Below are 24,147 nucleotides of genomic sequence, written 5' to 3' on the forward strand. Positions count from 1 at the left end.
AACGGCGGCTGGGAGTACATCAGCAAGCTGCACCGGGAAGTCAATCTGCTGCCGATCGCGCGTCTCCACTACGGGGTGCCGTTCCATCTCTACCTCGCGCCCGGCAAGGCGATCGACAAGCCGGATCTGAAAGGCCTGCATCTGCGCGTCGCGCCGACCTATACGAATTTCTTCCAGCATATGGGCGCGACAACCCAGCAGACCGATTCCACGGACGTTTTCCCGCTGATGGAAAACGGGACGATCGTCGGCTATGGCTGGCCGATCACCGGCACGCGGCCGGGATGGGAAACGGTGACGAAATACCGTGTCGATCCCGGCTTCTATGAGGTTGATTTCCAGATTCTCGTCAATGCGAAGATGTGGGATGGCCTGTCCGAAGATGCCCGCAATCTCCTCCAGAAAGTCGCCCTTGAGCATGAGGCGAAGTCCGGTCAGCAGGATGCCGCCGACGTCGTTGCCGCGCGCAAGCAGCAGGTGGAAGATTTCAAATTCGAAGTCATCGAATTTACCGGCGAGGATGCGAAAGTCTGGCTTGCCGGCGCACGTGATGCGGGCTGGGCCGGTATCGCTGCGATCAACGCCGAGCAGGCCGCCGCGCTGCGCCCGCTCTTCACCAACGAATAAGCAAACGGACAGCCGGGCGGGAACATTCCCGCCCGGTCGATCCGGAAAGATTTGTAATGATCAAGCATTTGGACAATGGCCTTGGTCGGCTTTACAGGGTGATCTCGAATATCTCGGGCGTGGTGATCGGACTTTTCGCGATCCTGATAGTTCTTGACCTTATCTTGCGAAAGCTCGGCCTGCCTCTGATCAAGGGCATGCAGGAAATTATCGAATACGCGCTTTATGTCGCAGTGTTCATGGGGGCGCCCTGGGTTCTGCGGCTCGGGGCGCATATCCGCGTCGATATCCTCCTCTCTATTATCGGCAGGAAAAATTCGCAATATCTGGAGATCCTGCTCGACATTCTGGGTGCCGGTATTTGCCTGATCCTTGTCTATTATGGCCTGCGCAATCTCATCGATGCGTATGAGTTCGGCTCCGCACAGCGGCAGGTCCTCGTGGTCATGGAGTGGCATCTGCTGGTGATCTTTGTGGCCTCCTTTCTCCTTTGCGCCGTGGAATTCCTGCTCCGTATCTGGCGCGGCGGCTCTGATGCTACGGAGGAAGTCTCATCATGATCATGGAATGGTACAGCGCCTTGCTGCTTCTGATCGGCGGGGTGGTTCTGCTGATGCTCACCGGCGCCTGGGTTGCCTTCGCCTTTTTCGCCGTCAACATCGTCGGCGTTTTCTTTTTTCTCCGCGGCGAGATTGGCCTCTCCAGCATGCCGATGGAGTTCGTCCTCTCCATCACCAAATTCAGTTTCGTCCCCGTGGCCCTGTTTATCCTGATGGGCGAGATTATGTTCCAGACCGGTGTCGCCTACCGCGCCATCCGGGCGATTGATCCGCTGATCCGGCGGCTTCCCGGGCGCCTCGCCATCGTCTCGGTGACGTCCGGCACGGTCTTTTCCGCGCTCACCGGCTCGACCATCGCCAACACGGCGATCATGGGCAAAGTGATGCTGCCCGAGCAGCTGGAGAGGGGCTACAGCCCGACGCTCGCCATGGGCTCGATCATGGCCGTGGGCGGAATCGCCATGCTGATACCGCCTTCGGCGCTCGCCGTCCTGCTCGCAAGCCTTGCCGAAGGCTCTATCAAGGATCTGCTGCTCGCCGGTGTCGTGCCCGGCTTTCTGATGGCGGCGCTCTTCGCACTCTATATCATTGTCCGCTGCTGGCTCAATCCATCGCTTGCCCCGGTCGGTGCCGATGATGAGCCTGAGGTCGACCGGAGACGCGCGTGGCGCGGATTTTTCACGGATGTGGTGCCGCTGCTGCTGATCTTCGGTGTTGTCGTCGGCAGCATTATCTTCAAGATTGCAACCCCCGAGGAATCGGCGGCGCTTGGCTGTATTGCCGCAGTAATCGCCTGTCTTTGCTATCGCCAGCTCGATTTCAAGACGCTGATGAAGGCGCTTCGCGAGACGGCGAAGGTGACGACGATGATCCTCTTTGTCATTGCGGGCTCGGCAACCTTCAGCCAGATCCTGCAGATTTCCGGCGCGACGGGAGGGTTTTTGCGCATCATCGGATCGTGGGAGCTCAGCACCCTCGGCGCCCTGTTCCTGATCGTGGCGGTGCTGTTGTTCCTCGGCGCGTTCATGGATCAGGTGAGCATGATGCTGCTGACGCTTCCCTTCTTTTTGCCGCTTGCCGCGGCCAGCAATGTAGATCTCCTGGCGCTCCTCATTATCATGCTGGTCTCGCTGGAGATCAGCCTGCTGACGCCGCCATTTGGGTTGCTGCTTTTTGTTATGCAGGGCGTTGTCCCGAAATGGATCCGGCTGGGGATGATATACCGTGCCGTTATCCCGTTCCTCGGGATCGAGCTCTTCGTTCTCGCCCTCGTTATTTTCTGGCCACTGGTCGCGACCTGGCTTCCTCTTGCGTTTAAATAAGGGATCGAAATGACCGTAGAAAACATGCCGTCTGTTCATGCCGCCATTACGAGCCGGCGCTCAATTCGCCGCTTCCTGCCAACCGAGGTACCGCAGGATGCGCTGGTCCGGATCCTGACGGGCGCAGGCTATGCGCCGAGCGGGCATAACATCCAGCCGTGGAAAGTCTATGTTGTGCGCGATGCGACGAAGCAGCGGATCACCGACGGGATCCTGAAGGCGATTGCAACCGAGCCCGAGGAGGCGCATCAGCCGGAGTATGACTATTACCCGACGGAGTGGTTCGAGCCCTATCTGGAGCGGCGGCGGCGCGTCGGGCACACGCTTTACAGCCTGCTTGGCATCGAGCGCTCCGACAAGGCGGGGCGGGATCGCCAGATGGAAGAAAATTTCCGCTTCTTCGGCGCGCCGGTCGGGATCTTTGTCAGCTTTGATCGGCGTCTTGCGACCGGCACCTTCATGGATATCGGCATGTTCCTGCAAAATATCTTCGTCGGCGCGCGCGGCGAGGGGCTGGATACCTGCGGTCAGGCAATCTTTACATGGTATCACAAGGTGATACGTGAAATCCTCCCGATGGGGGAGGAGGAGTTGCTGGTGTGCGGCCTCTCAATCGGCTACGCCGATCCAAGCGCCCCCGAAAACCGGCTTTTCACGGAAAAGCTGGCTTTGTCGGACTACTGCACCTTCCTTGACTAGCAGTTTCCGATTTTTGCCTCCGGGGAGGCCCGAAAGGGTCTCTCTCTTTTTTTGTCAAACGCTCTTTTTTAAGATAATATATTTACATAAAGGCCGCTAATCTGAAACCCATTCGCGATGAGGCAGGCGCGTCGGGAAGGGAGAGATGGTCGCCTTGCGCTTTCACACTATCGCAATCTCGCCGCGCCGGGCGAGGGCGCGTTTCCTTCGGGCCGTGGCTTCGGATAATGCAGATACGGTAGCTGCGATCCTATTCGCGCGGCGGCTGTAACCGGGTTGCAGGCGCGCATTTTATTTGACAGCCGGCCGTAAAAATTGCGACGGACTTTTCGCACACCGCCGTTTCAGGTTAAGACGATCTCTTTGTGTCATCCGTTGCGGGTTATGTTTTCGCCGGTCCGGCGGCCGGGGAAGAGCCTTTTCCTAAAAATTGCCATGTGTTAGGGTTTTACCCATATTCCGGATCAGAAGGATGAAAGTTACACGTGCCATGCGAGATTTTTGTTCGGCCATCGCTTCCCTCAGCGTTGTCGCCCTGCTCGCCGGCATCAATCCGGCGGCGGCGCAGACGGCGGTCAGCGGCTCTTCCGCAGAAGATTGCAAGGAGTATGGCGTCGATTACAGGAAAACCGAAGGTCTGACCCAGCGGGAAATTCTCGCGCGGATGGACCGCGCATTGCATAAATCTCTCAATAAATATGATGACTGCCTGCAGCAGTCGACCGCGGCGAGCACCGCATCGGGCGGTGGCAGTTCAGGCGGAGGCGGGAGTGGTGGCGGTTCGGCCGGCGCGGATGGCGGAGGCGCGGGCGGCGGCGCAAGCGGGCAGGGCGCTGTCTCATCGGCTGCCGCTTCCGGCATTGAGGGGACGGAGAAAAGCAGCGCATCCGCCAGCAATGCGGCCGGGGGAAGCTCGGCCCCCAGCGGCCAGCTCTCCGGCGATAGCCCGCACGTCAGCCAGCAGGAGAGTGGTCCGTCGGGGAGCATGACCGGGCAAAGCCAGTCGCCTGCGGTAACGGCGGGCGGGAGCGGCCGGGCGCCGGAAGACATTCCGCCTTCGGATAACGACAGCGTGCTCCAGCAAAAGGTGCGCGAGGCGGCGATGAACGAGCCGGACCCTGAAAAGAGTGCGCGGCTCTGGAACGAATATCGCAAGCTGAAAGGGATACCCCAGAAATAGGGCGGGGGTGACGAAAGGAATTGAGATAATGCGAAAAATGCTCGGTTTGCTGGTGAGCTTCTGCTTCCTTCTGACGAGCTGCGTCACGCCCGGCATGTCGACGCGCGTCGGGCCGAAGGTTTCGAGCGAGATGATGGCGGCGGCGAAAGTCGATCCCGTCGCGGCGAAACCGAAGCTTGACGTCATTATTCCGGTCTTCGATCCGGGCATCCCTGCGAGCTATGAAGAGCAGAAGGAAGAGAGAATCTGGCCCGAGCTCCGCCGCGCCGAGGCGGTCCGCTTTGCGCTGAAGCTGAAAGAGAAGCTGGAGGCGACGGGGCAGTTCGGCGCCGTCCGCGTCGCGCCCGGCACGGAAGCGACGGGCGATCTCTATGTGATGGGCAAGATCATTGAATCGAACGGCCTCGATGTCGAGATCGAGGTTGAGGTCTTCGATATCTCCGGCGTGAAGTGGTATGACGAAGACTATGATCATGAAGTGCCGGAGAATTTCCACCAGTCGATTCGCAACAAGGATAAAGACCCCTATGATCCCGTCTTTGAAGAGGCGGCGGCGGATCTTGTGGCAAAGCTGAAATCCGCCGATGCAACCGAACTTGCGCTGCTGAAATCCGTCACCGAGATGCGCTTCGGCGCTAACTTCTCGGAGGAGGCATTCGCCGAACATATGAAATCGAGCAACGGGCGGATTGAGCTGGTCAGCCTGCCGGCTGAGAATGATCCGATGGTCGAGCGTATCCGCGCCATCCGCGTCCGAGACCAGCTTTATATCGATAATCTGCAGCAGCATTATGAAAGCTTCAATGCGCAGATGTCGCCAAGCTACGCGGTGTGGCTGAAGCAGGCGCAGGAAGCGGAAATCGCCTATAGCGAAGCGAAGTCCCGGCAGACGGCGCAGGTGGTAGGCGGTGTGCTGCTCGCAATTCTCGGTGTGGGTCTTGCCGCGGCGAGCCACAACAGCGGCAACTATGCGCGCTCCACCGGTGCGATGGTTGGCGCGGGCGCGGCGGGTATCGGCTCGATCATGCTCTTTTCGGAAAGCTTCAAGACCAGCAACGAGACGAAGTTTCACGCCGAGACGCTGGAAGAGCTTGGCAAGTCGCTCGACAGCGAGCTTGCCCCGCAGGTTGTCGAATTTGAGGGCCAGACAAAGGAGCTGACCGGGAGCGCGGAGAAACAGTTTTCCGAATGGCGGCATTTCCTGAAAGAAATATATGATCAGGAAAAAACGCCGCAGAGACAATTGTAATCGGTCACCATGCTGGAACAGAAGCTGGAAGAGGCGAGCCGACGATTTCGCCGGCAATTGATGATCCTGCTGGGAGCGGTGATCATCCTCATTCTCGCTGGTGTGGCCGCCATTTTCGTGGCCCAGCAGGGACTTCCGACGTTCGGCTCGCCCCCTGCTGAACAGGCGGGCGCGCGAAACGATACGAGCCCGCTCACAAAAGATGTGGCCGAGACGCCGGAGCCGCCCGTCGTCCGCCTTCCACCCGCGACCGAACGCCCGCCCGCGAGCGAGCCCGCCCGGAGCCGCGATGAGGTCGTGCAGGCGATCGGCCGGTATGAGCAGCAGTTTGAACCAACGATCACCGCCCCAGGGTTTGCGGCATGGAACGTGGCCGTGCAGGATGAATTTGCCCGCGCCAAAGACAGCGTCATCACGAACCTTGCAAACGGCGCGACGGACCGCGCGTTTGAGGGGGCGAATGAGCTTTTGAGCGCAGCGTCCGCGGCGGTTGAGGCGTATGAAGCGGCGTATCTTGAGGCAATGATGCGCGCAGCGGCAGCCTATGAGGCGGACGACTATAACGGCGCGCTGCTTGAGGTGAACCGCGCACTCGGCCTGAAGCCTGGTGACGGGGCGGCAAATGACCTGCTGCAGAAGATCACACACTTGCCCGAAATTCTTGATCTCATTGAGAAAGCGCGTGTCGCAAAGGTTGAAAATGACCTTGAGGAAGAGCTTGCGTTTTCCCGCGAGATTGTCCGTCTCGATGACCAAAGGGTAAGCTATCGGGAGCGGGTCTCGGAGATCGAACGCGAACTGGCCGAGCGGCGCTACGCCGGCCTTATCGCCAGCGGCATCGAGGCGATTAAGCGGGAAAATGTCGGGGCGGCGAACGCGGTCTATAAACAGGCTGCGGCGCTTTTCCCGGCGCGGGAGGAGACGAAAAATCTTTCCGCTGCCCTGCAGGATCTCACGCGTAAAATCAATTTCCGCCAGCTTGTAAAAAACGGCGATACGGCGATCCGAGAGGATAACTGGCCGGCAGCGATGGGCTTCTATCAGGATGCGGCAGCGCTCTATCCCGATAATGCGGAAGTTCTTGAGACAATCTCGATGGTTGAGCAGATCCTCCGCCATGACGCGGAGGTGACGCGTCTTTTGCAAAGCCCGGAACGCCTGTCAGCCGCGAACGTCCGCGCGGAAGCGGAGCGCGCGGTTGGCGATGCGGATCTCTTCCGCGCGATGAGTGCGTCGCTTGCGCGGAATATCGACGCGTTGCAGGCCGCGATTGCGCGCCAGAACAGGGAAATTGAAGTCTGGGTCGTTTCCGATAAACTGACAACAGTCAGTGTCCGGAGCGTCGGGCAGGTCGGGCAGGTGGATCGTTACCGGATCCGGCTGAAACCGGGGCAATATGTTTTTGAGGGGCGGAGAGAGGGATATCGGACGAAAGCCGTGCCGGTCACCATTTCGCCTGAGGACAATCAGGTCGAGGTCACGGTCATAAGCGATGAGCGAATTTAGGCGACAGATTGAAAAAGCCGCGCGGCGTCAGCGGCTTTTCATGCTCGGCTTTGTCATTTTCTGTTGCGGCTTTCTGCTGGTTGTCGCGGGCGGTGTCCTGATGACCCGGGCAACACCCGTGCAGATTCTTCCCCCCGAGGCGGCAGAGGCGGCCGATGTCTCGGCAACGCGCGGACTTGCCATCTATTTTCAGGGCGCCCTCTTCTCGCTCACGCGCTATCCGAAGATCGAGGCGCGGGCGCCCGGCTTTGAGCCTCTTGAGCGGGTGATCGAACCCGCTGAGGAGGGATCGGAAGTGCGTCTCACGCTCCGTCCGCTGCCGGCCGAGCTCAATATCACCGCGACGAATATTAAAGAGGTATTTAACTGGTTTATTGACGGTATGCCGGTTTCTTCCGCGCCCTCCCTCGCCGCGGAACTTGAGGCCGGAAGCTACGTGATCCGCGCCGAGCATCCTTGGTATACGCCGCTTGAGAAGCGCTATGATCTGGTGCGCGGCGAGAAGCTCGCGGATGAGCTGACGTTTGAGCGGGTCAAGGGCCTCATTCGCCTCGATGTCACGCCGAAGGATGCGGCCGTTCTCTTCAACGGCGCACCCATCAGCGACCTTCCCACTGAGATCGAGGTCGCGGGTGGGCGATACGAGGTATTGATCGAGAAGGAGGGGTATGCGCCCATCGAGGATGTGATCGAGGTGAGCTACCGCGAGAGCGAGGTAACACGCAATTATCGGCTGCAGACAAACCCCGCTTTTCTCCGCATCGACGCCTCGCCCGCCGGCGGGCGGCTCACGCTTAACGGTAAATCGATCAGCGCCGGCAAAAAGCAGCAACTCGCCGCCGGGCAGACATATCATCTTCGCTACGCAAAAGACGGATATGGTTTTCAGGAACAGGAAGTCACCTTGAAGCCGGGGGAGGAGCGCGCAGTCAGCTTCAATCTCGCGCTCAAAATCGGCGAGGTGCATATCACCTCGGCCCCGCCCGCGACGGTCATGATTGACGGGAAACCGGCCGGTGAGACGCCGCTCAAGGTCCGGCTGCCAGCGATGGCGCATGAATTTGTCGTCTCCCGCGCGGGCTATCGCAGCGTCAAACAAACGCTCACGGTCGAGGGTGACACTGTGCGCCGTCTCGATATCCTGCTGCAAACCGAACAGGCCGCGATGCTTTCGGCGGCAAAGCCGGTCTATAGCAACAGCCTTGGTATGGAAATGCGGCTCTTCGAGCCGACCGGATTCACCATGGGCGCACCGCGCAGTGAAAAGGGCCAGCGGGCAAATGAGTTCGAGCGCAAGGTCGAGATGTCGCGGCATTTCTATGTCTCCGCGCGCGAGGTGACGGAAGCAGAGTTTAGCCAGTTTCAGAACAAGCGGCAGAAGGGCGACAGCTACCCCGTCACCAATGTTTCATGGGACGAGGCGGCGCGCTTTTGCAACTGGCTGAGCGAGAAGGAGGGGCTGGCGCCTTTCTACCGGTTTGATGCCCGCGGATATCGCGGCTTTGATGCGCAGTCGACGGGCTACCGCCTGCTGAGCGAGGCGGAATGGGAGTGGCTTGCCCGTAAGGCGAACCGCAGCCGCCAGACAATTTTCCCGTGGGGCGATGAGACGGTCATCCCGAAGGGAACCGGTAATATTGCCGACGAATCCGCCAAGGGAAAGGCGCGCTTCTACGTGCCGGGCTATTTGGATGGCTATGCCGACGTCGCGCCGGTCGCGAGCTTCGCCCGCGATAAAATCGGCCTTTACGATCTCTTTGGCAATGTCTCCGAATGGGTGCATGATTATTACAGCCTGATCCCGCCCCCGGCAGGGCAGGTCCTGCGCGATCCGCTCGGCGAGCAGACAGGGGACAACCATCTCTACAAGGGGGCGAGCTTTGCTTCGGGCACATTGTCCGAGATCCGCCCCGCCTATCGCGGCTCCGGCAGCGCGGGAAGCGATATGATCGGCTTCCGTGTTGCCCGCTATCTTTATGGGGAGGCAAAATGAAACGGTTCAAGTCCAGGCGGCTGATCATCACGCTGCTCGCAATCCTCGGCGGTGCGGCGCTGCTGCAATATGCCTATGCACAGACGAGCGGTAATATTTCGCTCAACACACCTGTTGCCTTTCCGGTGGATATCTAGATGCGCAATTTTATCATTTCGACGCTCGCGCTGCTTCTCTCGGCGGTGGTGGTCTGGATCCTTTATGCGATTTTCATCCTGCCGGAGGCCGAGCGGGTGATAGCAGAAGCGCGCGCCACCGGCGGCGCCGCGCCGCAGGTTTTTGCCGTCATCATGAAAGACTGGGAGCAGCAGGTCTGTGTCACCCTCGCGCTGTGGAGCCTTTTTCTCCTCGGTGCAAAGCTCTGGGGCATTCTGAACGACAATCATCTATATGAGATCGACTTCCTCGGCACAATGCTGGACGCAAATGCGGAGGAGGATGAAAAACTCACTCTTCGCAAAACCATGCAGGAGATCGAACAACTGCCCGAGAAAATTATCGCAACGCCCGTGGTGCAGACGCTGCTTGCCAGCATCCGGCGCTATCTGATGACCGATGATGTGCACAGCACGTCGGAGGCCATCTCGCTCAGCATCGACGGGCTTGCGCTGCGTCAGGATGCGGGCAACACGATGATCCGTTATGTCATCTGGGCGATCCCGTCGTTCGGTTTTATCGGCACCGTGCGCGGCATCGGCGCCGCGCTGACCAAGGCCGACCAAGCGCTGCAGGGCAATATTACGGAAATGACAGACAGCCTCGGCGTCGCGTTCAACTCCACCCTTGTTGCGCTCTCTCTCTCGATCCCGCTGATGCTGCTGCTGCATGCGCTGCAGCGCCTGCAGGACGGCGAGCTCATCAAGACGCAGGAATATTGCGAGAAATTTCTGCTGAACCGCATCAGCAAATAGGTGCGCCTTGAGAAACCGCCGCGACACAGAAGGCGTCAGCCTGTCGTTCCTGGACGTGATGTCCTGTGGGCTCGGCGCGGCTATTCTGATCCTGATCCTCGTGAAGACACAGCCGGCAGAAAGTCCGGTCAATATTGACAGCCTGAAGCAGGAGCTCGACATCCGTCATCATAAGCTGGAGGAGCGCGAGATCACGCTCGAGCGGACAGAGCAGGAGCTGGAGCAGCTGAAGCAGCGGCTCGCCGCGCTCGCCGGGCAGAGTGAGAATCTGACCGAATCTATCAATGAGTTCAAAAGCCGGACGGAAGAGAAGATTGCTGAGATAAAGACCGTCACGGAAGAGATCGTCAAGAAGCCGCCGCTTCAGAAGGATGATCCCGTAGAGAGCGATCAGGGCGGGGAGGAGACTTATCTTCTCGGGCTGACGGTCGAAGGCGCGCGGATCGCCTTTCTGATTGATGCCAGCGCCTCGATGACTGACGAGACGCTGGTTGATATCATCAGCCGGAAGGTCGGCGGGGATGCGGATAAAAAGCGCGGTCCGAAATGGCAGCGGACCATCCGGATTGTGAAGTGGCTCGCGAACCGTATTCCGAAATCCTCCAAGGCGCGCTTTATCGGATTTAACGAAAAGGCCTTCGCGATCGGACCCGGCGACTGGTTCGCGGGATCGGACGGAGCGGCGATACAAAGCGTCTTCCAGCAGATCGAAAGCATTGTCCCGACCGGCGCCACGAACCTTGAAGCCGTCCTTGAGACGGTCAATGGACACTCGTTAGCGCCGACCAACTATTATGTCGTCACCGACGGCCTGCCGACGGCGGGCACGTCGAATTTCGCATCGCTCAACCCCTTTGCCAAATGCAGCTCCCTCTTCGGGCAGGGCACGACGATTTCCGGCGACTGCCGCCTGCAGCTTTTTCAGCACACAATCCGGAAGCACGGCGTGCATCAGGGCCGCCCGGTCAATGTGATCCTGCTGCCGCTGGAAGGGGATCCGAAGGCCGCGCCGGCGTTCTGGAACTGGACCTATGCAACAAACGGGCTGCTGATCAGCCCGGCGGCGAGCTGGCCATGAGACGACGGCGCAATCGCACATTGGAGATTTTCAGCCTCTCCTTCCTCGATCTCGTTTCCTGCGGCTTCGGCGCCGTGGTGCTGCTGATTCTGATCTCGAAGCCGGGCGAGGGGGAGTTTTCCGGCGGTATTGATGAGGCGCGCGAGATCATGGGGCAGATCACCCGGGCGGAGCGCCTCATCAGCGATCTCGATGAGCGGGTCGCGACGGTTGAGGGGCAAAAGGCGGGAAGCCGCGCGCTGATCGGCGATATGCAGAACACCATCGAACAGCTCGAAGAGGAGAAATCCTCGGCCGCGCAGGCCGAGGCCAAGGCGCGCGACGATCTGGAAGGACTGGTGCTGGTCGAAGAATCGCTGAACCGGGCGTCGATCCGCCCCAACACCGTTCCCGAAAAGCGCGATGACGAGGTTGGCGGCATCCCCGTCGACAGCGATTACATCGTTTTCATTGTCGACACCTCGGGCAGTATGCAGGCGATCTGGGGCAGCGTCATGCGGGTAATGAACAATATCCTCACCATTCATCCGCGGGTGAAAGGATTTCAGGTTCTGAACGACAACGGGGTGCATCTTATTCCCTCCTACAAGGGGCAGTGGATCCCCGACACGCCGGCGCGGCGGAGCGGCATGTTCAATGCGTTCTCCTCCTGGCGGACCAGTTCCAACAGCAGCCCAGTCGAAGGGCTGGAGGTCGCCTTGCAGACCTACGCCAAGCCCGGTGTCAGCCTCTCCATCTATGTGCTCGGCGATGACTATACCGGCCGCGACTATGACGCCGTGCTCGACCGGCTGGTGATGTATAACACCAACCGTGTCACCGGCCGTCCCATCGCGCGCATTCATGCGATTGGTTTTGTTGCACGCGGAACGACGGACCGCTTCGGCACCCTGATGCGCGAAATGACACGTCGCAGCAACGGCACCTTCCTCGCCATGCCCCGCCAGTAGGGAGCGCGCCTTAAAGTATGATTGCGCTCTGCGCCGCGCGCGGATACGCTACCGCTGCGTTGAGTACAAATCTGGAGAAACGAATAATGACAACGACAAATGTTACTTCCGAGGTGATCGGTTCCGTCTGGAAAGTGGAAATGAAGGTGGGCGACAGGGTGGAGAGCGGGGACGTCATCATGATCCTCGAATCCATGAAGATGGAAATCCCCGTCGAAGCGCCGACCGCAGGAACGATCGGCAGCATTCTGGTCAGCCCCGAAGATGCCATCGAAGAAGACCAGCTTTTGTGCACCATCGAAAGCTGACGGGCCGCACGTCCGGCCGTTTCCGTGTCTAATTGGGGCACGGGTCTCCCGCCACACCCAGTTGAGAATGAAGAAGAAGATGGCTTCTGTTGAAAAGCTGCTGATCGCCAACCGCGGCGAGATCGCCTGCCGTATCATACGCACCTGCCGCGCGATGGGAATTCGGACCGTTGCCGTCTATTCGGAAGCGGACCGGGACGCGCTGCATGTCCGCCTCGCCGATGAGGCATTCGAGATCGGGCCGCCACCGGTCAGCCAGAGTTATCTCAAGATCGACACCATTCTCGACGTCATGAAAAGGAGCGGCGCGAACGCCGTACATCCGGGCTATGGCCTGCTCGCCGAGAATGCGGGCTTTGCCCGCGCCGTGGAGGCGGCGGGATATATCTGGATCGGGCCTGCGCCGGAGACTATCGAGACTATGGGCGACAAGGAGCGGGCGCGCGATCTCGCACGCCGGCTCAAGGTGCCGGTGACCCCCGGAAGCGGGCGGATAGCGCCAGGTGAGGGCCTCGACAGACCCGCCATTGATCGTGACATCGGCTATCCGCTGCTCGTCAAAGCGGCGGCGGGCGGCGGCGGCATCGGTATGCGCATTGTCGGAAGCGAGGCGGAGCTCGACAGTCAGATCGAGACAACGCAGAAGCTCGCCGAGCGGATGTTCGGCGACGCGGCCGTCTTTCTTGAGCGCTATATCGCGAACGCGCGGCATGTGGAAATTCAGGTGTTCGGCTTCGGCAACGGCGAGGGGGTTCATCTCTTTGATCGCGATTGCAGTATCCAGCGGCGCTTTCAGAAAATCATCGAAGAAGCGCCGGCGCCGAGCCTGCCGGATGAGATCCGCGAGGCGATGCGCCGCGCCGCGCTTACGCTGGTTCGCCATCAGTCCTATCGGGGTGCGGGCACGGTCGAGTTCATTTATGACTGCGACCGCAACACATTCTATTTTCTGGAAATGAACACCCGCATCCAGGTCGAGCATGCAGTCACCGAACGCGTGACCGGCACCGATCTTATCCGCTGGCAGATTGAGGCTGCGACGGGTGATCTGACGGGCGTCCCCCAGCAGGGCATCCGGCTCGGCGGTCATGCCATCGAATGCCGGATCTATGCGGAGCGACCGGAGAAGAAATTCATGCCATCGCCCGGCGTGCTGGAGAGGCTGCAGCTTCCCGACGCCGACATTGACCTCCGCATTGACACAGGTGTCACCGAGGGGGACAGGATAACCCCCTTTTACGATCCGATGATTGCGAAATTCATCGCCTACGGTGCGGACCGGAGCGCGGCCATCAAACGGATGCGGGCAGCCCTCGAGGCGACGGAAATAATTGGCCCCGGCAACAACATCGGCTTCCTCCTCGAGGTGCTGGACGATCCCGATTTCGCCGCGGTGAATTTCACGACGGCTTACGTTGAAAATCGGAAAAGCTAGCCGGCACTTAATGATTAATTCTATGGAATAAACAATATCCGCGCCCCGTCGGATGGTCGGATAAATGCCGAATATCGGACGTTTTCCGGGGTTAGCTGGCGCGCGTCACCGGCTTGCGAAACCCAAAAAGGCACGGCGCGATCTCCCTCTGCCCCGCTTCAAGCATCCTCTACATTAGCGGTTCATGAATCGTCTTGACTCCAATCTATATTGAATTTACTCTGAATTCAGGTGGAGGAATCAGGGTTCCCGTTGACCGGAAGTGAGACCGCATGATGTACCAAAAAGAAGACGCGCTCCGGAACAAAACAGAGGAAAGCTCGCCGCTTGCAGGGGTGCGGGTTCTCGAATTCGGACATTTTGCCGCTGGCCCTTTCGCGACGATGCTGCTTGCCGACTGGGGCGCGGATGTGGTCAAGGTGGAACCCCCTGAAGGGGAGCCGATGCGGCACTGGCCGCCGCTGGTCGGGGCGAGCGAGACAAATCTCGGCCTCAGCATGAATTTCGCGATCCTCAATCGTAACAAACGCTGTGTCGGTATCGACCTCAAAGACCCAAAAGGACTTGAGCAGGCGAGGGCGCTCTGCCGCGAGGCCGATATCGTGCTCGAGAATTTCAGGCCCGGCGTCCTCGAAAGCCTTGGCCTCGGCTATGACGACGTCGTCAAGCTGAACCCGACGATCGTTTATTGCTCCGTCACCGGCTATGGCCAGACCAGCCCCGCGCGCGATCGCGGCGCGTTCGATGTCGCCATTCAGGCCGTGAGCGGCGTCATGAGCGTGACGGGAGAGGAGAACGGCCCGCCCGTGAAATGCGGCGTTGCGCTCGCCGATTACGGCACCGGCGTCTATGCGGCGCTGTCCTGCGTCACCGCGCTTCGCCGGGCCGAGAGGACGGGTAAGCCGGGCCGCGTCGACGTCTCCATGTATTCCTGCATGCTGTCGCTCGCCAATTTGCAGACCAGCGAATACTGGGGCAGCGGCGTGCTGCCGAAACGGCTCGGGTCGCGCCATCCAAAGGCGGCGCCCTACCAGGCCTATCTCGGCGCCGACGGCAAATGGTTTATTCTCGCTGCGGGGAGCGATCGCCTCTGGCATCGTGTTTGCGATGTACTGGAGGCCCCGGAACTGGCCACTGATCCGAGGTTCAAGACGGCAGGCGCCAGAGCCGAGAACCAGGTGGAGCTGGAGGAGGTATTGTCAGAGATACTCTCCAAAAGCTCCGCCTCGGTTTGGCTGGAAAAATTCGATGCCGCCCAGGTGCCCGCCGCGCCGATCAATGACTATGCCGAAGCGCTTTCCTCCGACCATGTGCAGGCGACAAATCTCGTCCATAAAATGAAGCTGCCCGACGGCGCCGAGGTGCCGACGGTGGGCAATCCGGTGGCCCTCAGTGACTATGAATTCCGTATTTTCCATGACCCGGCGCAGTCTGGCGCCCATACCGCGGAGGTTCTCGCGGACTGGACGGGTAGAGGCAGAGCGTAGCGATGATGAGCGAAGATATAGTTGAGACTGAATGGCGGGAAGACGGGGTAAAGACGATCTACCTCAATCGGCCCGATATCGCCAATGCGATCAACCGGGAACTGGTCGCGGCGCTGATGCGCGAACTCATCACATCCTATAATGACGCAACGAAGCTGCTTGTCATTCGCGGGCGCGGCCGGCATTTCTGTTCGGGGTTCGATCGCTCGATGATGGCGAGCGCGACGCGGGTGGATCATGCAACGCTTGGCGTGGAGATCGAGGCGATGCTGCAGACGGTCGCCGCGGCGCCCTTCGTGACGCTCGCCCATGTCGAAGGGGCGGCGGTCGGCGCGGGCGCAGATCTTGTGGTCGCCTGTGATTACCGTATCGCCGCCAAAGACGCCGTGTTTGGCTTTCCGGGCTTCAATCTGCTCGGCGTTTCGCTTGGCAACAGCCGTCTCGCCGCGCGGATCGGTCCCGATCACGCGATGAAGATGATCCTTCAGTCGGAGCGGATCGACGCGGACACGGCGCATCGGCGCGGTCTCGTCACGCATCGGATGGAGGGGGAGGAGCTCCCGCCTTTCATCGATCAACTCGCGGCGGCGATCGCCGATCTGCCGAAGGCGACCATCAGGCACATCAAACAATCCATTGAGCAGGGGAACGGCCGATCCTTCGGATATTCGCGTTATCCGGAGGGGCAGGGAGCCGCCATCGTCTAGGCGGCCCATCATAAAAGCCGGCAAAGGAGGCATTGCAATGAGTACTGACGACCTGAAAGTAGTAGATATCATGATCCGGAATGCCTGGTACAAGGCCGGCTTTTCCGAGGAATTTGAAACCGAAGTCCTGCGCCGCGAGGTCATTTGCGAAAAGGTGCTGGTATTCTGGAGAACCGCGGAAGGCGAGGTGGTCGCGTTCGATGATCGCTGTTGCCACAAGCGCATGCCGATATCGGCAGGCCGTTTTCTCGAAGGTGGCATTGTCGAATGCCCCTATCACGGCCTTGCCTTCAATTCCGAAGGCCAGTGTGTTAAAATCCCTTCCGCGCCCGATGCGCCAATCCCCAAAAGGGCGCGGCTGCTGCCCTACAAGGTGATCGAGCAGGACGGCGTCGTCTGGGTATGGCCGGGGGATGCCGAGAAGATCGGCAATATCCGCCCGCCCGCGACGCCTGAGATCGTCTCGCCCGACTGGGAGCATATTACCGGTGAGCTCTATATCAAGGGCAACTCGATCCTGATGATCGAGAACGCGCTGGATATCACGCATTTCTATCCCCTGCACGGCAATACCATCGGCCAGAGCGCAGACAGCGATATCAAGTTCGATATGACCACGGGGGAGACCTGCGGCTGTGACAGCGTCACGGTTACCCGGCAGGTGGACAATTATCCGCAGTCCGATGATTTCGCCGATCTCCTGACGCATAAAATGGCCGACAGCCACAGTATTCAGACGATGGTCGGACCCGGCATCATTATTGCCGGACGAACCCTCTGGCCCGCCGGCGGGCGGACTGAAAACAAAGACCCGAAGACCCTGAAAAACTACCACTTTCTGACGCCGATCGACCGGCGCTCGCACAAATACACCTACGTCGTGAACATGCCGAAAGGGCAGATGAGCGGGCGTGATCCGAAGGTGCGGGCAGTCGATCGGGCGAAGGAGCTGCTGCGCGTTGTGTTCGAGGAAGATATCTGGGCAATCGAGAAGCAGCAGGAAATGTGCGAACTCCCCGACGGCGATTATCGGGAGGTTTTGCTGAAATCGGATCTGCCGCTCGCGGCGGGCCGCAAAATTCTCGATGCGATGTATCGCAAGGAGATGCACGAACACGCGGTGTAAGCAAAGGCGGCGCCTGTTCGTCTCGGGCGGGCGCAAGCCTATCGCGGGGAGGCGGAGGTTGATCCCGGAACGGCCGGGCAGCCGCGAGCGTGACAGAAATATACAAAATGAAACTGAGGCAGGGAGACAACAATGGGAAGCAATTTGATATCATATCTTGGACGCATTGCCGGCGCGACCGCCATCGCGTTTGCGGTTACCGTCTCTTGCGCGGCGGCGGAGGATTATCCGAAAACGAACCTGAAGGTCGCGCATGCGCTGCCGGAGACATATATCTGGTCCGAGCAGGTCGATAAATGGTTCTTCAGCGAGCTTGAAAAGCGCACCAACGGACAGGTAACGTCGCAGATTTTCTGGAATGGCTCCCTCGTCGGTCCGAAGCAGGTGTTTGATGCCGTTGGCAGCGGCGCCGTTCCGATGGGGGCAGACGCGCAAGGTTATTATCCGAGCGCCATTCCGCTGAACACGATGCCCAATTCGCTGCTCGGCACCCTGACCTTTGCCAGCTCCGAACAGGCCTCCATCCTGACGCGCGAGGTGTTTGAGAAATTCCCCGAAGTGCAGGAGGAATGGAAAGCACTGGGTATCTGGCCGCTCTACTTCAATGCGGTGCCGAATTTCCGCGTCGCCTGCACCGAGCCGGTTGCAACGGTCGATGATCTCAAAAACAAGAAAATCCGCCAGTTCAGCGCGTATCATCCGAAAGTCTGGGAAGCCGTGGATGCCGTCGGTGTGACCGTGCTGCCGGCCGAGATTTACGAAGGGCTGCAACGTGGCCGGATCGATTGTGTTTTCTACAACTATTCGGCCATCGTCAGCCAGAAAATGTATGAGCAGGCGAAATATGTCAGCAAGGCGAGTTTCGGCGCCGGGGCGACCTGGCCGATCATCATCAATTACGATCTTTACTTCAACAAATGGCCCGAGAATCTCCGCAATCTCGTAGCCGAACTTGCGGGAGAAGCCGAGGCGCGGAGCTATGAAGTCGGTGAGAAGGAAGAAATCAAGGCGATCGAGACAATGAACGCGCTTGGTGTCGAACTCGTCGAGTTTCCGGAAGAAGAACAGCGCAAGCTGGAAGAAAAAATACCGGACTTCCTCGATATCTGGGTCGAGCAGCAGAAAGGCACTGATAAATATGAGGTTGCTGGCCGGATTGCCGACTATATCCGCACGCGCGCCAAAGAACTGAACTGAACGCCCCGGTTGCAGATGCCGAAAGGCGAGGGGCCGCCGACAAATGGAGTCCTCCCGTTGTCCGTTTGTCGGCCGGTCACCTTTTTTCCCCAGGCCGCACTAGGCACCGGATCGAGAGGCCCGTCCCCCTGAGAATAGTAATTAACCCTGGACGTAGAGATGAGAAAAAAATACGGCAGTCTGCTGTGGGCGGCGATCCTTGTTTCCGGAATATCCATGCTTCTCATGATGGCCATCAGCACCGCCGACGTGATCGCGTATCTGGTAGTCGGTAAACCCTTCACCGGGGCCAATGAAATAGTCGAGATTTCGCTTGCCGTGTGCGTCGTCATGGCGATTGTGTATGCCCATTACGTGCGAAGCCATGTCCAGGTCGATATTCTCTCCGAAAGATTTGGTCCGAAAACTCGCCGGGTGACGGAGATTATCTCCCTCCTTCTCGCAACCTTCTGCACAGGCTTTCTCGCATATGGCGGCTGGCTTCTGGCGCTCGCAAGTGTCGCGGAGCGGGAGGTCGCAATTACGCTTTACAGCTTCCCGATCTATCCGTGGAAAATCCTCTTCGCGGTCGGCTTCACCCTTGCGGCCGTCGAGGTGTTTCGACAGTTCGTCCTTGCCCTTCTCGGCCGACCGCACTGGATCGAAAGCGATGGCGGTCAGCACGCGGAAGAAACGGGAGACTGATGATGTCCGAAGCGCTTTTCCTCGGGTTCGGCGGGACGCTTGCCATCCTATTTATCGGCGCGCTTGGCATACCGGTTGCCTATGCGCTGATGGTCGTCGGGATGGCCGGTATGTGGTATGTCGGCGGGTTCAGCTTTCTTGAAACCACCGTCAAGATGCTCCCCTATACCATTCTCAGCAACTATTCCTTCGCCATCATTCCGATGTTCCTGCTGATGGGGGCGCTCGCCTCGGCGGCGGAAATCACGACGGAACTCTATGCCTTCGCGAACCGCCTGCTTGGCCGCGTGCGGGGCGGGCTGCTGATGGCGACCGTCGTCGCCTCGGCCATTTTCGCGGCGATCTCCGGATCGACCATCGTGAATGCCAGCGTTTTCACCCGCATCGCGCTGCCGGAGATGCGGAAATTCGGCTATGACCTTGGCATCAGCGCGGGCTGCATTGCCGCGGCAGGCACCTTCGCCGCGCTGATCCCGCCCTCCATCAGCCTGGTGATTATCGGCCTCTTGACCGAAGCCTCCATCGGCGCGCTGCTTATTGCCGGCATCCTGCCCGGCATTCTGACCGCGGTGATGTATATTTTCGGCATCGGTGTTCTTGTCCGCGTCCGGCCATCGCTCGTGCCCCGGCACGGCCTCTCCGAGACGGCGGCGCGGATCTCTAATTTCGAGGCGCTGGTCAGCATCGGCCCGGCGGTGCTTCTGATGGTCATCGTACTTGGCGGGATCTATACGGGGCTGATGTTCCCCTCATCGGCCGGGGCAGTCGGCGCGGCCGGCGCGCTGCTGATCGCCGTGATGCGCCGCAAGATCAATCTGGAGAAGCTCTGGCATGTGGTCCGTTCCTCGGCGGGCTCCACGGCGACGCTCTTTTTCATCGTTATTGGCGGGCTCCTTTTTTCGCGCTTTCTCACCTTCGGCGGCTTCATTCACGAGGTGACGGCGCTCGTCTCGGAATGGCAGCTCACGCAGCTGCAGTTCCTGATCGTGCTCTCCATCCTTTACCTGATTCTCGGCATGTTTCTCGATACGCTGTCGATCCTGCTGGTGACGATCCCGTTCCTCTTTCCGATCGCGCAAAGCGTCGGCGTCGATGAAATCTGGTTCGGCATTCTCGTCGTCAAGCTGATCGAGATCGCCGCCATCACGCCGCCGGTCGGCCTTAACCTCTTCGCCGTCATGAGCGCGTCGGAGCGACGCATTCCGTCGAAAACAATCATTGCAGGCGTCATCCCCTTCGTCATCATCGAGCTTTTCACGCTCAGCCTGATTATCGCCTTTCCGGCGATCTCGACGTGGCTTCCCTCGCAAATGATGAACTGATCCGCAGAAGTGACTATGTCCCAAACCAGACAGCAGCTTTTCGTCTATTCGATCACCTATGAGGCGGTTGATATCCTGCGGATCGAGCTTCGCGCGGTCCCTAGCGGCGCGCTTGCCGCCTTCACTCCGGGCGCGCATATCAACCTGCATTTTGGCGAGGGCTTGAGCCGTTCCTATTCCCTCATCAACGATCCGGCGATGCAGGGCCGCTATGAAATCGCCGTGCAGCGGGAGGCGGCAGGGCGGGGCGGCTCCGCTTGGATCCATGACCGCCTGCGCGTCGGTGAGCGGGTTGAAGCGAGCCTTCCTGCCAACGCCTTTCCCCTGAGTGAGACGGCGACCCATTCGGTCTTGATTGCCGGCGGGATCGGTATCACGCCGATACGGGCGATGATCCGCTGCCTGGAGGCGCTCGGGAGAAGCTGGGAGCTGCATTACCGGGCACGCTCCCGCGCGCGGGCGGCCTTTCTTGCCGAACTGTCGGCGCCTGAGTTTGCGGGAAAGGTCCATCTGTCTTTCAGCGACGAAACGCCGCGCGAATCTTGCGACATTGCGGCAATCATTGCCGCGGCCCCGGACGAGGCGGAGATCTACTGCTGCGGTCCGCTCGACATGATTGCGGCGTTTGAGGCAGCCACGTCCGGTCTTGACCCTGCGCGGCTCCATACCGAGCGCTTTCAGGGCGAAGAAGTTGCGGCGTCCGGCGGTTTCACGGTGCGAGCGGTCAAAAGCAATGTGGAGGTTGAGGTGCGGGAAGGTCAGACGATCCTGCAGGCGCTTCGCGAGGCGGGGCTCGATCCTGACTATTCCTGCGAATCCGGTCTTTGCGGGGAGTGCCTGACGCGCGTGATTGCCGGTGAGCCCGACCATAAGGATTACTTCCTGACCGAGACGGAGAAAAAATCGGGCGAGGTGATCATGATATGCTGCTCTGGCAGTCGCTCTCCCATACTTGAACTTGATCTTTGAAAGAAGGGCTTATGCGGCGCGAACAGAATGACGAGGGAATTGCAGCCGAGGTGATCTACGATGTGACAGCGCGTATCGTCCTTTCGGCCGACTTTTTTACCGCCGGTGAAAGCGCCCTTCACCATCTTGCAGCAATCCTCGTCGCAGAATATGAAACGCCAGTCAAAGTGCTTCAACTCCACTTCGAAGACGTCTCGCGCGGCGATCACCTCGGGCCTTGCGCTGACCGCTCCGCCCTCGCGAGGGTTTACAATATCCTGCTTGAAGCGCCCTATTTTTCGGTTGCAGAGGTGACGGGAGCGGTAGAGGGGGATGCCGCGGGGATCGTCCTTGCCTGCGACTGGCGGAGCCTCTCCGCCGGGGGCAGCCTCTCATTTGATGGGCTGGAGACGGCGGATTCGTGCATTCCGCCGCGTCTCGCAGAACTTGCCGGCGGCTTTGCCGCGCTTGATCTGCTGCTAAGGCGTCATTCTTTCGGGCGGGAGGAAGCGATCGGCTACGGCCTTGCCGAGGAGCGGGGGGAGGAGCTGCTGGACCTGATCCGAGAGCATGCGAAGAAGCGGGGTAAATCGTCCATCCGGATTATGCGGGGCGCGGTCCGCGGCGCCGCAAAGGGAGATCAGAGCGTTGTCCGGCTTGTCGCCTCCCTTGCCGCTGTCGGGGAGAAGGCCTGAGCGCATTTTGACGCGCGATCAGCCGCGTATCATTGATAGGGGCCGGACATATATTTCAGCGCATCTTCCGTCGCCCGGACGATGTGGGTTCGTGCGGCAATCTCCGCCCGTTCGGAATCTCGGTTTTCGAGCGCCTCGAGAATTTCGAGATGTTCATTGAGACGGCGCAGGGAAATTTCCCGCTTCTCGTCAGAATCGCGCCAGATCTGCCAGCCTTTTCGCTTGATCCGTGAAAAAGCGATGTTGAGATGCTGCCACTGCGCCTGCACAACCCAGTTGCCGCAATTGTCGGAAATGGCCTTGTGCAGGTTGTGACTGAGCTGGCTGTGGATTTCCGTCTCCGCCATTTCCGGCGCGTCCAGCATCGGTTCAAACTCTGCCCGGAAATCGAGAATAAGGGATTTCGGCATGCGTTTGGCCGAGAGCCGCGCCGCCAGTCCGTCAATGATCTCGCGAAGCTGGTTGATGTTGCGGACCTCATCGCTGTTGATCGGGCGGATGATCGCGCCGCGGCCATCGAGAAGATCGACGAGGAAATCCCGCTCCAGAATGCTGAGCGCTTCGCGAACCGGCGTCCGGCTGACGCCGAGATCGCGCGCGCATTCGGAAATCTGGATAAGCTCTCCCGGGGCATATTCCCCTATAATGATTGCCTCTTTAAGGCGTTCGTAGGTGTCGGAACGGACGGCGCCGGACTTGATTTTCATATTGGCCATCTCAAAAATATAAATCGTCTGCTTCGTCGCTGATCGGCCCTGACGCGGGCGCTGTCAACGGATCGAAATGAAATACACTCTGAACTCATGTTGAATTGAAGGGTATCGTCAAACGATATTTATGTAAAGCACGGGCGCCGGGAAACCGCCTCGCGCGCGCCGCGATGAAAAGTCCTGAAAAAAAGCTCTGCGATTATAGCGTGAATTTTCATCCAATTCAGGCGGCGCAAAATCAGCCGCCCATCCGGCCTGACGGGAGCGGCGCGGCGGCAGTATGCCATGGAAACTTAAGATCTGCGCGCGATTTATTTCCGCTATTTACTAGTTGCATTTTTTCTTACATGAAAACGTTTTCATATTGACGCGAAAATGAAGCTTTATTAGCGTTAAAATGATAACGTTATCATTTGGAGGAGGCAGACGGTTTTGGCTCGCAAGAAACTGAGCGCGGCGGTGACGCAGGCCGATGTGGCCCGCGATGCGGGAGTTTCGGTGGTAACCGTCTCGCGGGCGCTCAGCGATCCGATGCTTGTCGCCGAGGAAACGCGGGATCGCGTCCTGGAATCGGCCGCGCGGCTCGGCTATACGCCGAACCTGCTTGCAAGCTGGCTCTCCTCGCGCCGCAGCAAGACCATCGGCGTCATAATTCACGAACTCGACTATGCCTATTTCAGCCCGATCCTGAGCGCGCTCGAGGAAAAGGCGCGCGAGGAGGGGTATCTCGTCATCATGACCGAATCCCTGCGGCAGGTAGCGCTTGAGCGCGAAGTCGTGGACCGCTTCCGCCAGCTTTTGGTCTCGGCGATTGTCGTGCATCCGTCCTCCTCGAAAACCGAGCATCTCGAGGAGGCGGATCGGACCGGGACGCCCGTGATCGCCTTCGCCCGGCCGTGGGCAGGGGGAGATTCCGTCGCCGTCGACAATGTCGAGGCCGGCGCGATTGCGGCGCAGTTCCTGCTTGATCGGATCGGGTCCGATGTGATGATCGTCGAGACGGAGGATGCGGAGAATATCCCGGCGCGCAAACGCGTTGTCGGTTTCGCCGACCATTTTTCAAAAGCCGGCCATATGGTCTCGCCCGAGCAGATCGTTGGGGCCCCGGATACCTCCTTCGAGAGCGGCCGGGCCGCCGCCGACAGGGTGGCCGAGCGCATGCCACGCGCCGTCTTTTGCGTGACCGATCGGCTCGCCTTCGGTCTGATCAACCGCCTGCTGGAGAGGGGGGTCAGGGTGCCCGAGGATATTGCTGTTGTCGGCTGCGATAATCTTCCGCAGGCCGCTTACAGCCAGGTGCCGCTCACGACCGTGAAAATGCCCGTAAACCGGATGAGCAAGCTGATTACCAGCATGGTGTTCGATCGTATCAATCAGCCTGACAGGCTGTCGCAGCGGCAGGAGTTGCTGGTGCCGGAACTGATTGTCAGGAATTCCTGTTCATGAAATGCAA

Annotated in this window: 23 protein-coding genes and 1 pseudogene; 23 read left to right on the forward strand and 1 reads right to left on the reverse strand. The window is 59.5% G+C overall.

Annotation, left to right across the window (positions count from 1 at the left end; translation table 11 throughout):
• From V7Z56_RS01050 to V7Z56_RS01155, 22 genes and pseudogenes are all read left to right on the forward strand, one after another.
• Positions 1-627: pseudogene (locus V7Z56_RS01050) on the forward strand (TRAP transporter substrate-binding protein DctP); the annotation flags it as partial.
• A gap of 56 nt (positions 628-683) precedes the next feature.
• The gene (locus V7Z56_RS01055) at positions 684-1,187 is read left to right on the forward strand and encodes a TRAP transporter small permease (protein WP_334127485.1); all 504 of its coding nucleotides are present in this window, start codon (positions 684-686) and stop codon (positions 1,185-1,187) included.
• Entirely contained in the window at positions 1,184-2,509 is a 1,326-nt protein-coding gene (locus tag V7Z56_RS01060) for a TRAP transporter large permease (protein WP_334127486.1), read from the forward strand. Before V7Z56_RS01055 ends, V7Z56_RS01060 begins: the two co-directional genes overlap by 4 nt.
• Positions 2,510-2,518: 9 nt before the next feature.
• The gene (locus V7Z56_RS01065; protein WP_334127487.1) at positions 2,519-3,208 is read left to right on the forward strand and encodes a nitroreductase; all 690 of its coding nucleotides are present in this window, start codon (positions 2,519-2,521) and stop codon (positions 3,206-3,208) included.
• A gap of 472 nt (positions 3,209-3,680) precedes the next feature.
• Complete coding sequence (locus V7Z56_RS01070) at positions 3,681-4,388, forward strand: hypothetical protein (protein WP_334127488.1); 708 nt, start codon at positions 3,681-3,683, stop codon at positions 4,386-4,388.
• A gap of 28 nt (positions 4,389-4,416) precedes the next feature.
• Complete coding sequence (locus tag V7Z56_RS01075) at positions 4,417-5,637, forward strand: hypothetical protein (RefSeq protein ID WP_334127489.1); 1,221 nt, start codon at positions 4,417-4,419, stop codon at positions 5,635-5,637.
• Between the two features lie 9 nt (positions 5,638-5,646).
• Positions 5,647-7,143 (forward strand): hypothetical protein, encoded by a 1,497-nt coding sequence (locus tag V7Z56_RS01080; RefSeq protein WP_334127490.1) that lies wholly within the window; start codon positions 5,647-5,649, stop codon positions 7,141-7,143.
• Positions 7,130-9,136, forward strand: a complete 2,007-nt coding sequence (locus V7Z56_RS01085) for an SUMF1/EgtB/PvdO family nonheme iron enzyme (RefSeq protein ID WP_334127491.1) — start codon at positions 7,130-7,132, stop codon at positions 9,134-9,136. The genes V7Z56_RS01080 and V7Z56_RS01085 overlap by 14 nt, the downstream gene beginning before the upstream one ends.
• Positions 9,133-9,273 carry a hypothetical protein gene (locus tag V7Z56_RS01090; protein WP_334127492.1) on the forward strand — a complete coding sequence of 47 codons (141 nt, stop codon included), beginning with the start codon at positions 9,133-9,135 and terminating at the stop codon, positions 9,271-9,273. Before V7Z56_RS01085 ends, V7Z56_RS01090 begins: the two co-directional genes overlap by 4 nt.
• Positions 9,274-10,047 carry a MotA/TolQ/ExbB proton channel family protein gene (locus V7Z56_RS01095; protein ID WP_334127493.1) on the forward strand — a complete coding sequence of 258 codons (774 nt, stop codon included), beginning with the start codon at positions 9,274-9,276 and terminating at the stop codon, positions 10,045-10,047.
• Positions 10,048-10,054: 7 nt separating this feature from the next.
• Positions 10,055-11,125 carry a vWA domain-containing protein gene (locus V7Z56_RS01100; RefSeq protein WP_334127494.1) on the forward strand — a complete coding sequence of 357 codons (1,071 nt, stop codon included), beginning with the start codon at positions 10,055-10,057 and terminating at the stop codon, positions 11,123-11,125.
• On the forward strand, positions 11,122-12,075 hold the full coding sequence (locus tag V7Z56_RS01105) for a hypothetical protein (RefSeq protein WP_334127495.1): 954 nt from the start codon (positions 11,122-11,124) through the stop codon (positions 12,073-12,075). The genes V7Z56_RS01100 and V7Z56_RS01105 overlap by 4 nt, the downstream gene beginning before the upstream one ends.
• A gap of 86 nt (positions 12,076-12,161) precedes the next feature.
• Positions 12,162-12,383 (forward strand): acetyl-CoA carboxylase biotin carboxyl carrier protein subunit, encoded by a 222-nt coding sequence (locus V7Z56_RS01110; RefSeq protein WP_334127496.1) that lies wholly within the window; start codon positions 12,162-12,164, stop codon positions 12,381-12,383.
• 79 nt (positions 12,384-12,462) lie between these two features.
• Positions 12,463-13,818, forward strand: a complete 1,356-nt coding sequence (locus V7Z56_RS01115) for an acetyl-CoA carboxylase biotin carboxylase subunit (RefSeq protein ID WP_334127497.1) — start codon at positions 12,463-12,465, stop codon at positions 13,816-13,818.
• A gap of 272 nt (positions 13,819-14,090) precedes the next feature.
• A complete protein-coding gene (locus V7Z56_RS01120) occupies positions 14,091-15,305 on the forward strand; it encodes a CaiB/BaiF CoA transferase family protein (protein ID WP_334127498.1) in 1,215 nt (404 codons plus the stop codon).
• A gap of 2 nt (positions 15,306-15,307) precedes the next feature.
• Positions 15,308-16,012, forward strand: coding sequence for an enoyl-CoA hydratase/isomerase family protein (locus tag V7Z56_RS01125; RefSeq protein WP_334127499.1), 705 nt, complete (start codon positions 15,308-15,310; stop codon positions 16,010-16,012).
• A gap of 37 nt (positions 16,013-16,049) precedes the next feature.
• The gene (locus V7Z56_RS01130) at positions 16,050-17,138 is read left to right on the forward strand and encodes an aromatic ring-hydroxylating dioxygenase subunit alpha (RefSeq protein WP_334127500.1); all 1,089 of its coding nucleotides are present in this window, start codon (positions 16,050-16,052) and stop codon (positions 17,136-17,138) included.
• 132 nt (positions 17,139-17,270) lie between these two features.
• The gene (dctP, locus tag V7Z56_RS01135) at positions 17,271-18,335 is read left to right on the forward strand and encodes a TRAP transporter substrate-binding protein DctP (protein ID WP_334127501.1); all 1,065 of its coding nucleotides are present in this window, start codon (positions 17,271-17,273) and stop codon (positions 18,333-18,335) included.
• 159 nt (positions 18,336-18,494) lie between these two features.
• A complete protein-coding gene (locus V7Z56_RS01140) occupies positions 18,495-19,019 on the forward strand; it encodes a TRAP transporter small permease (RefSeq protein WP_334127502.1) in 525 nt (174 codons plus the stop codon).
• 2 nt (positions 19,020-19,021) lie between these two features.
• Complete coding sequence (locus tag V7Z56_RS01145; protein WP_334127503.1) at positions 19,022-20,341, forward strand: TRAP transporter large permease; 1,320 nt, start codon at positions 19,022-19,024, stop codon at positions 20,339-20,341.
• A gap of 15 nt (positions 20,342-20,356) precedes the next feature.
• On the forward strand, positions 20,357-21,310 hold the full coding sequence (locus V7Z56_RS01150; protein WP_334127504.1) for a PDR/VanB family oxidoreductase: 954 nt from the start codon (positions 20,357-20,359) through the stop codon (positions 21,308-21,310).
• An 11-nt stretch (positions 21,311-21,321) separates the two neighbouring features.
• A complete protein-coding gene (locus tag V7Z56_RS01155) occupies positions 21,322-21,984 on the forward strand; it encodes a hypothetical protein (RefSeq protein ID WP_334127505.1) in 663 nt (220 codons plus the stop codon).
• A gap of 29 nt (positions 21,985-22,013) precedes the next feature.
• Here V7Z56_RS01155 and V7Z56_RS01160 read toward each other — a convergent pair whose 3' ends face one another.
• Positions 22,014-22,691 (reverse strand): GntR family transcriptional regulator, encoded by a 678-nt coding sequence (locus tag V7Z56_RS01160; RefSeq protein WP_334127506.1) that lies wholly within the window; start codon positions 22,689-22,691, stop codon positions 22,014-22,016.
• Positions 22,692-23,126: 435 nt separating this feature from the next.
• Between V7Z56_RS01160 and V7Z56_RS01165 the strand changes: the two genes are divergently transcribed.
• Positions 23,127-24,140: a LacI family DNA-binding transcriptional regulator gene (locus V7Z56_RS01165; protein ID WP_334127507.1), complete on the forward strand. Its 1,014-nt coding sequence runs from the start codon at positions 23,127-23,129 to the stop codon at positions 24,138-24,140.
• Positions 24,141-24,147: the final 7 nt, after the last annotated feature.

This window comes from Sneathiella sp. (assembly GCF_036844445.1).
In the GTDB taxonomy this organism is placed as follows: domain Bacteria; phylum Pseudomonadota; class Alphaproteobacteria; order Sneathiellales; family Sneathiellaceae; genus Sneathiella.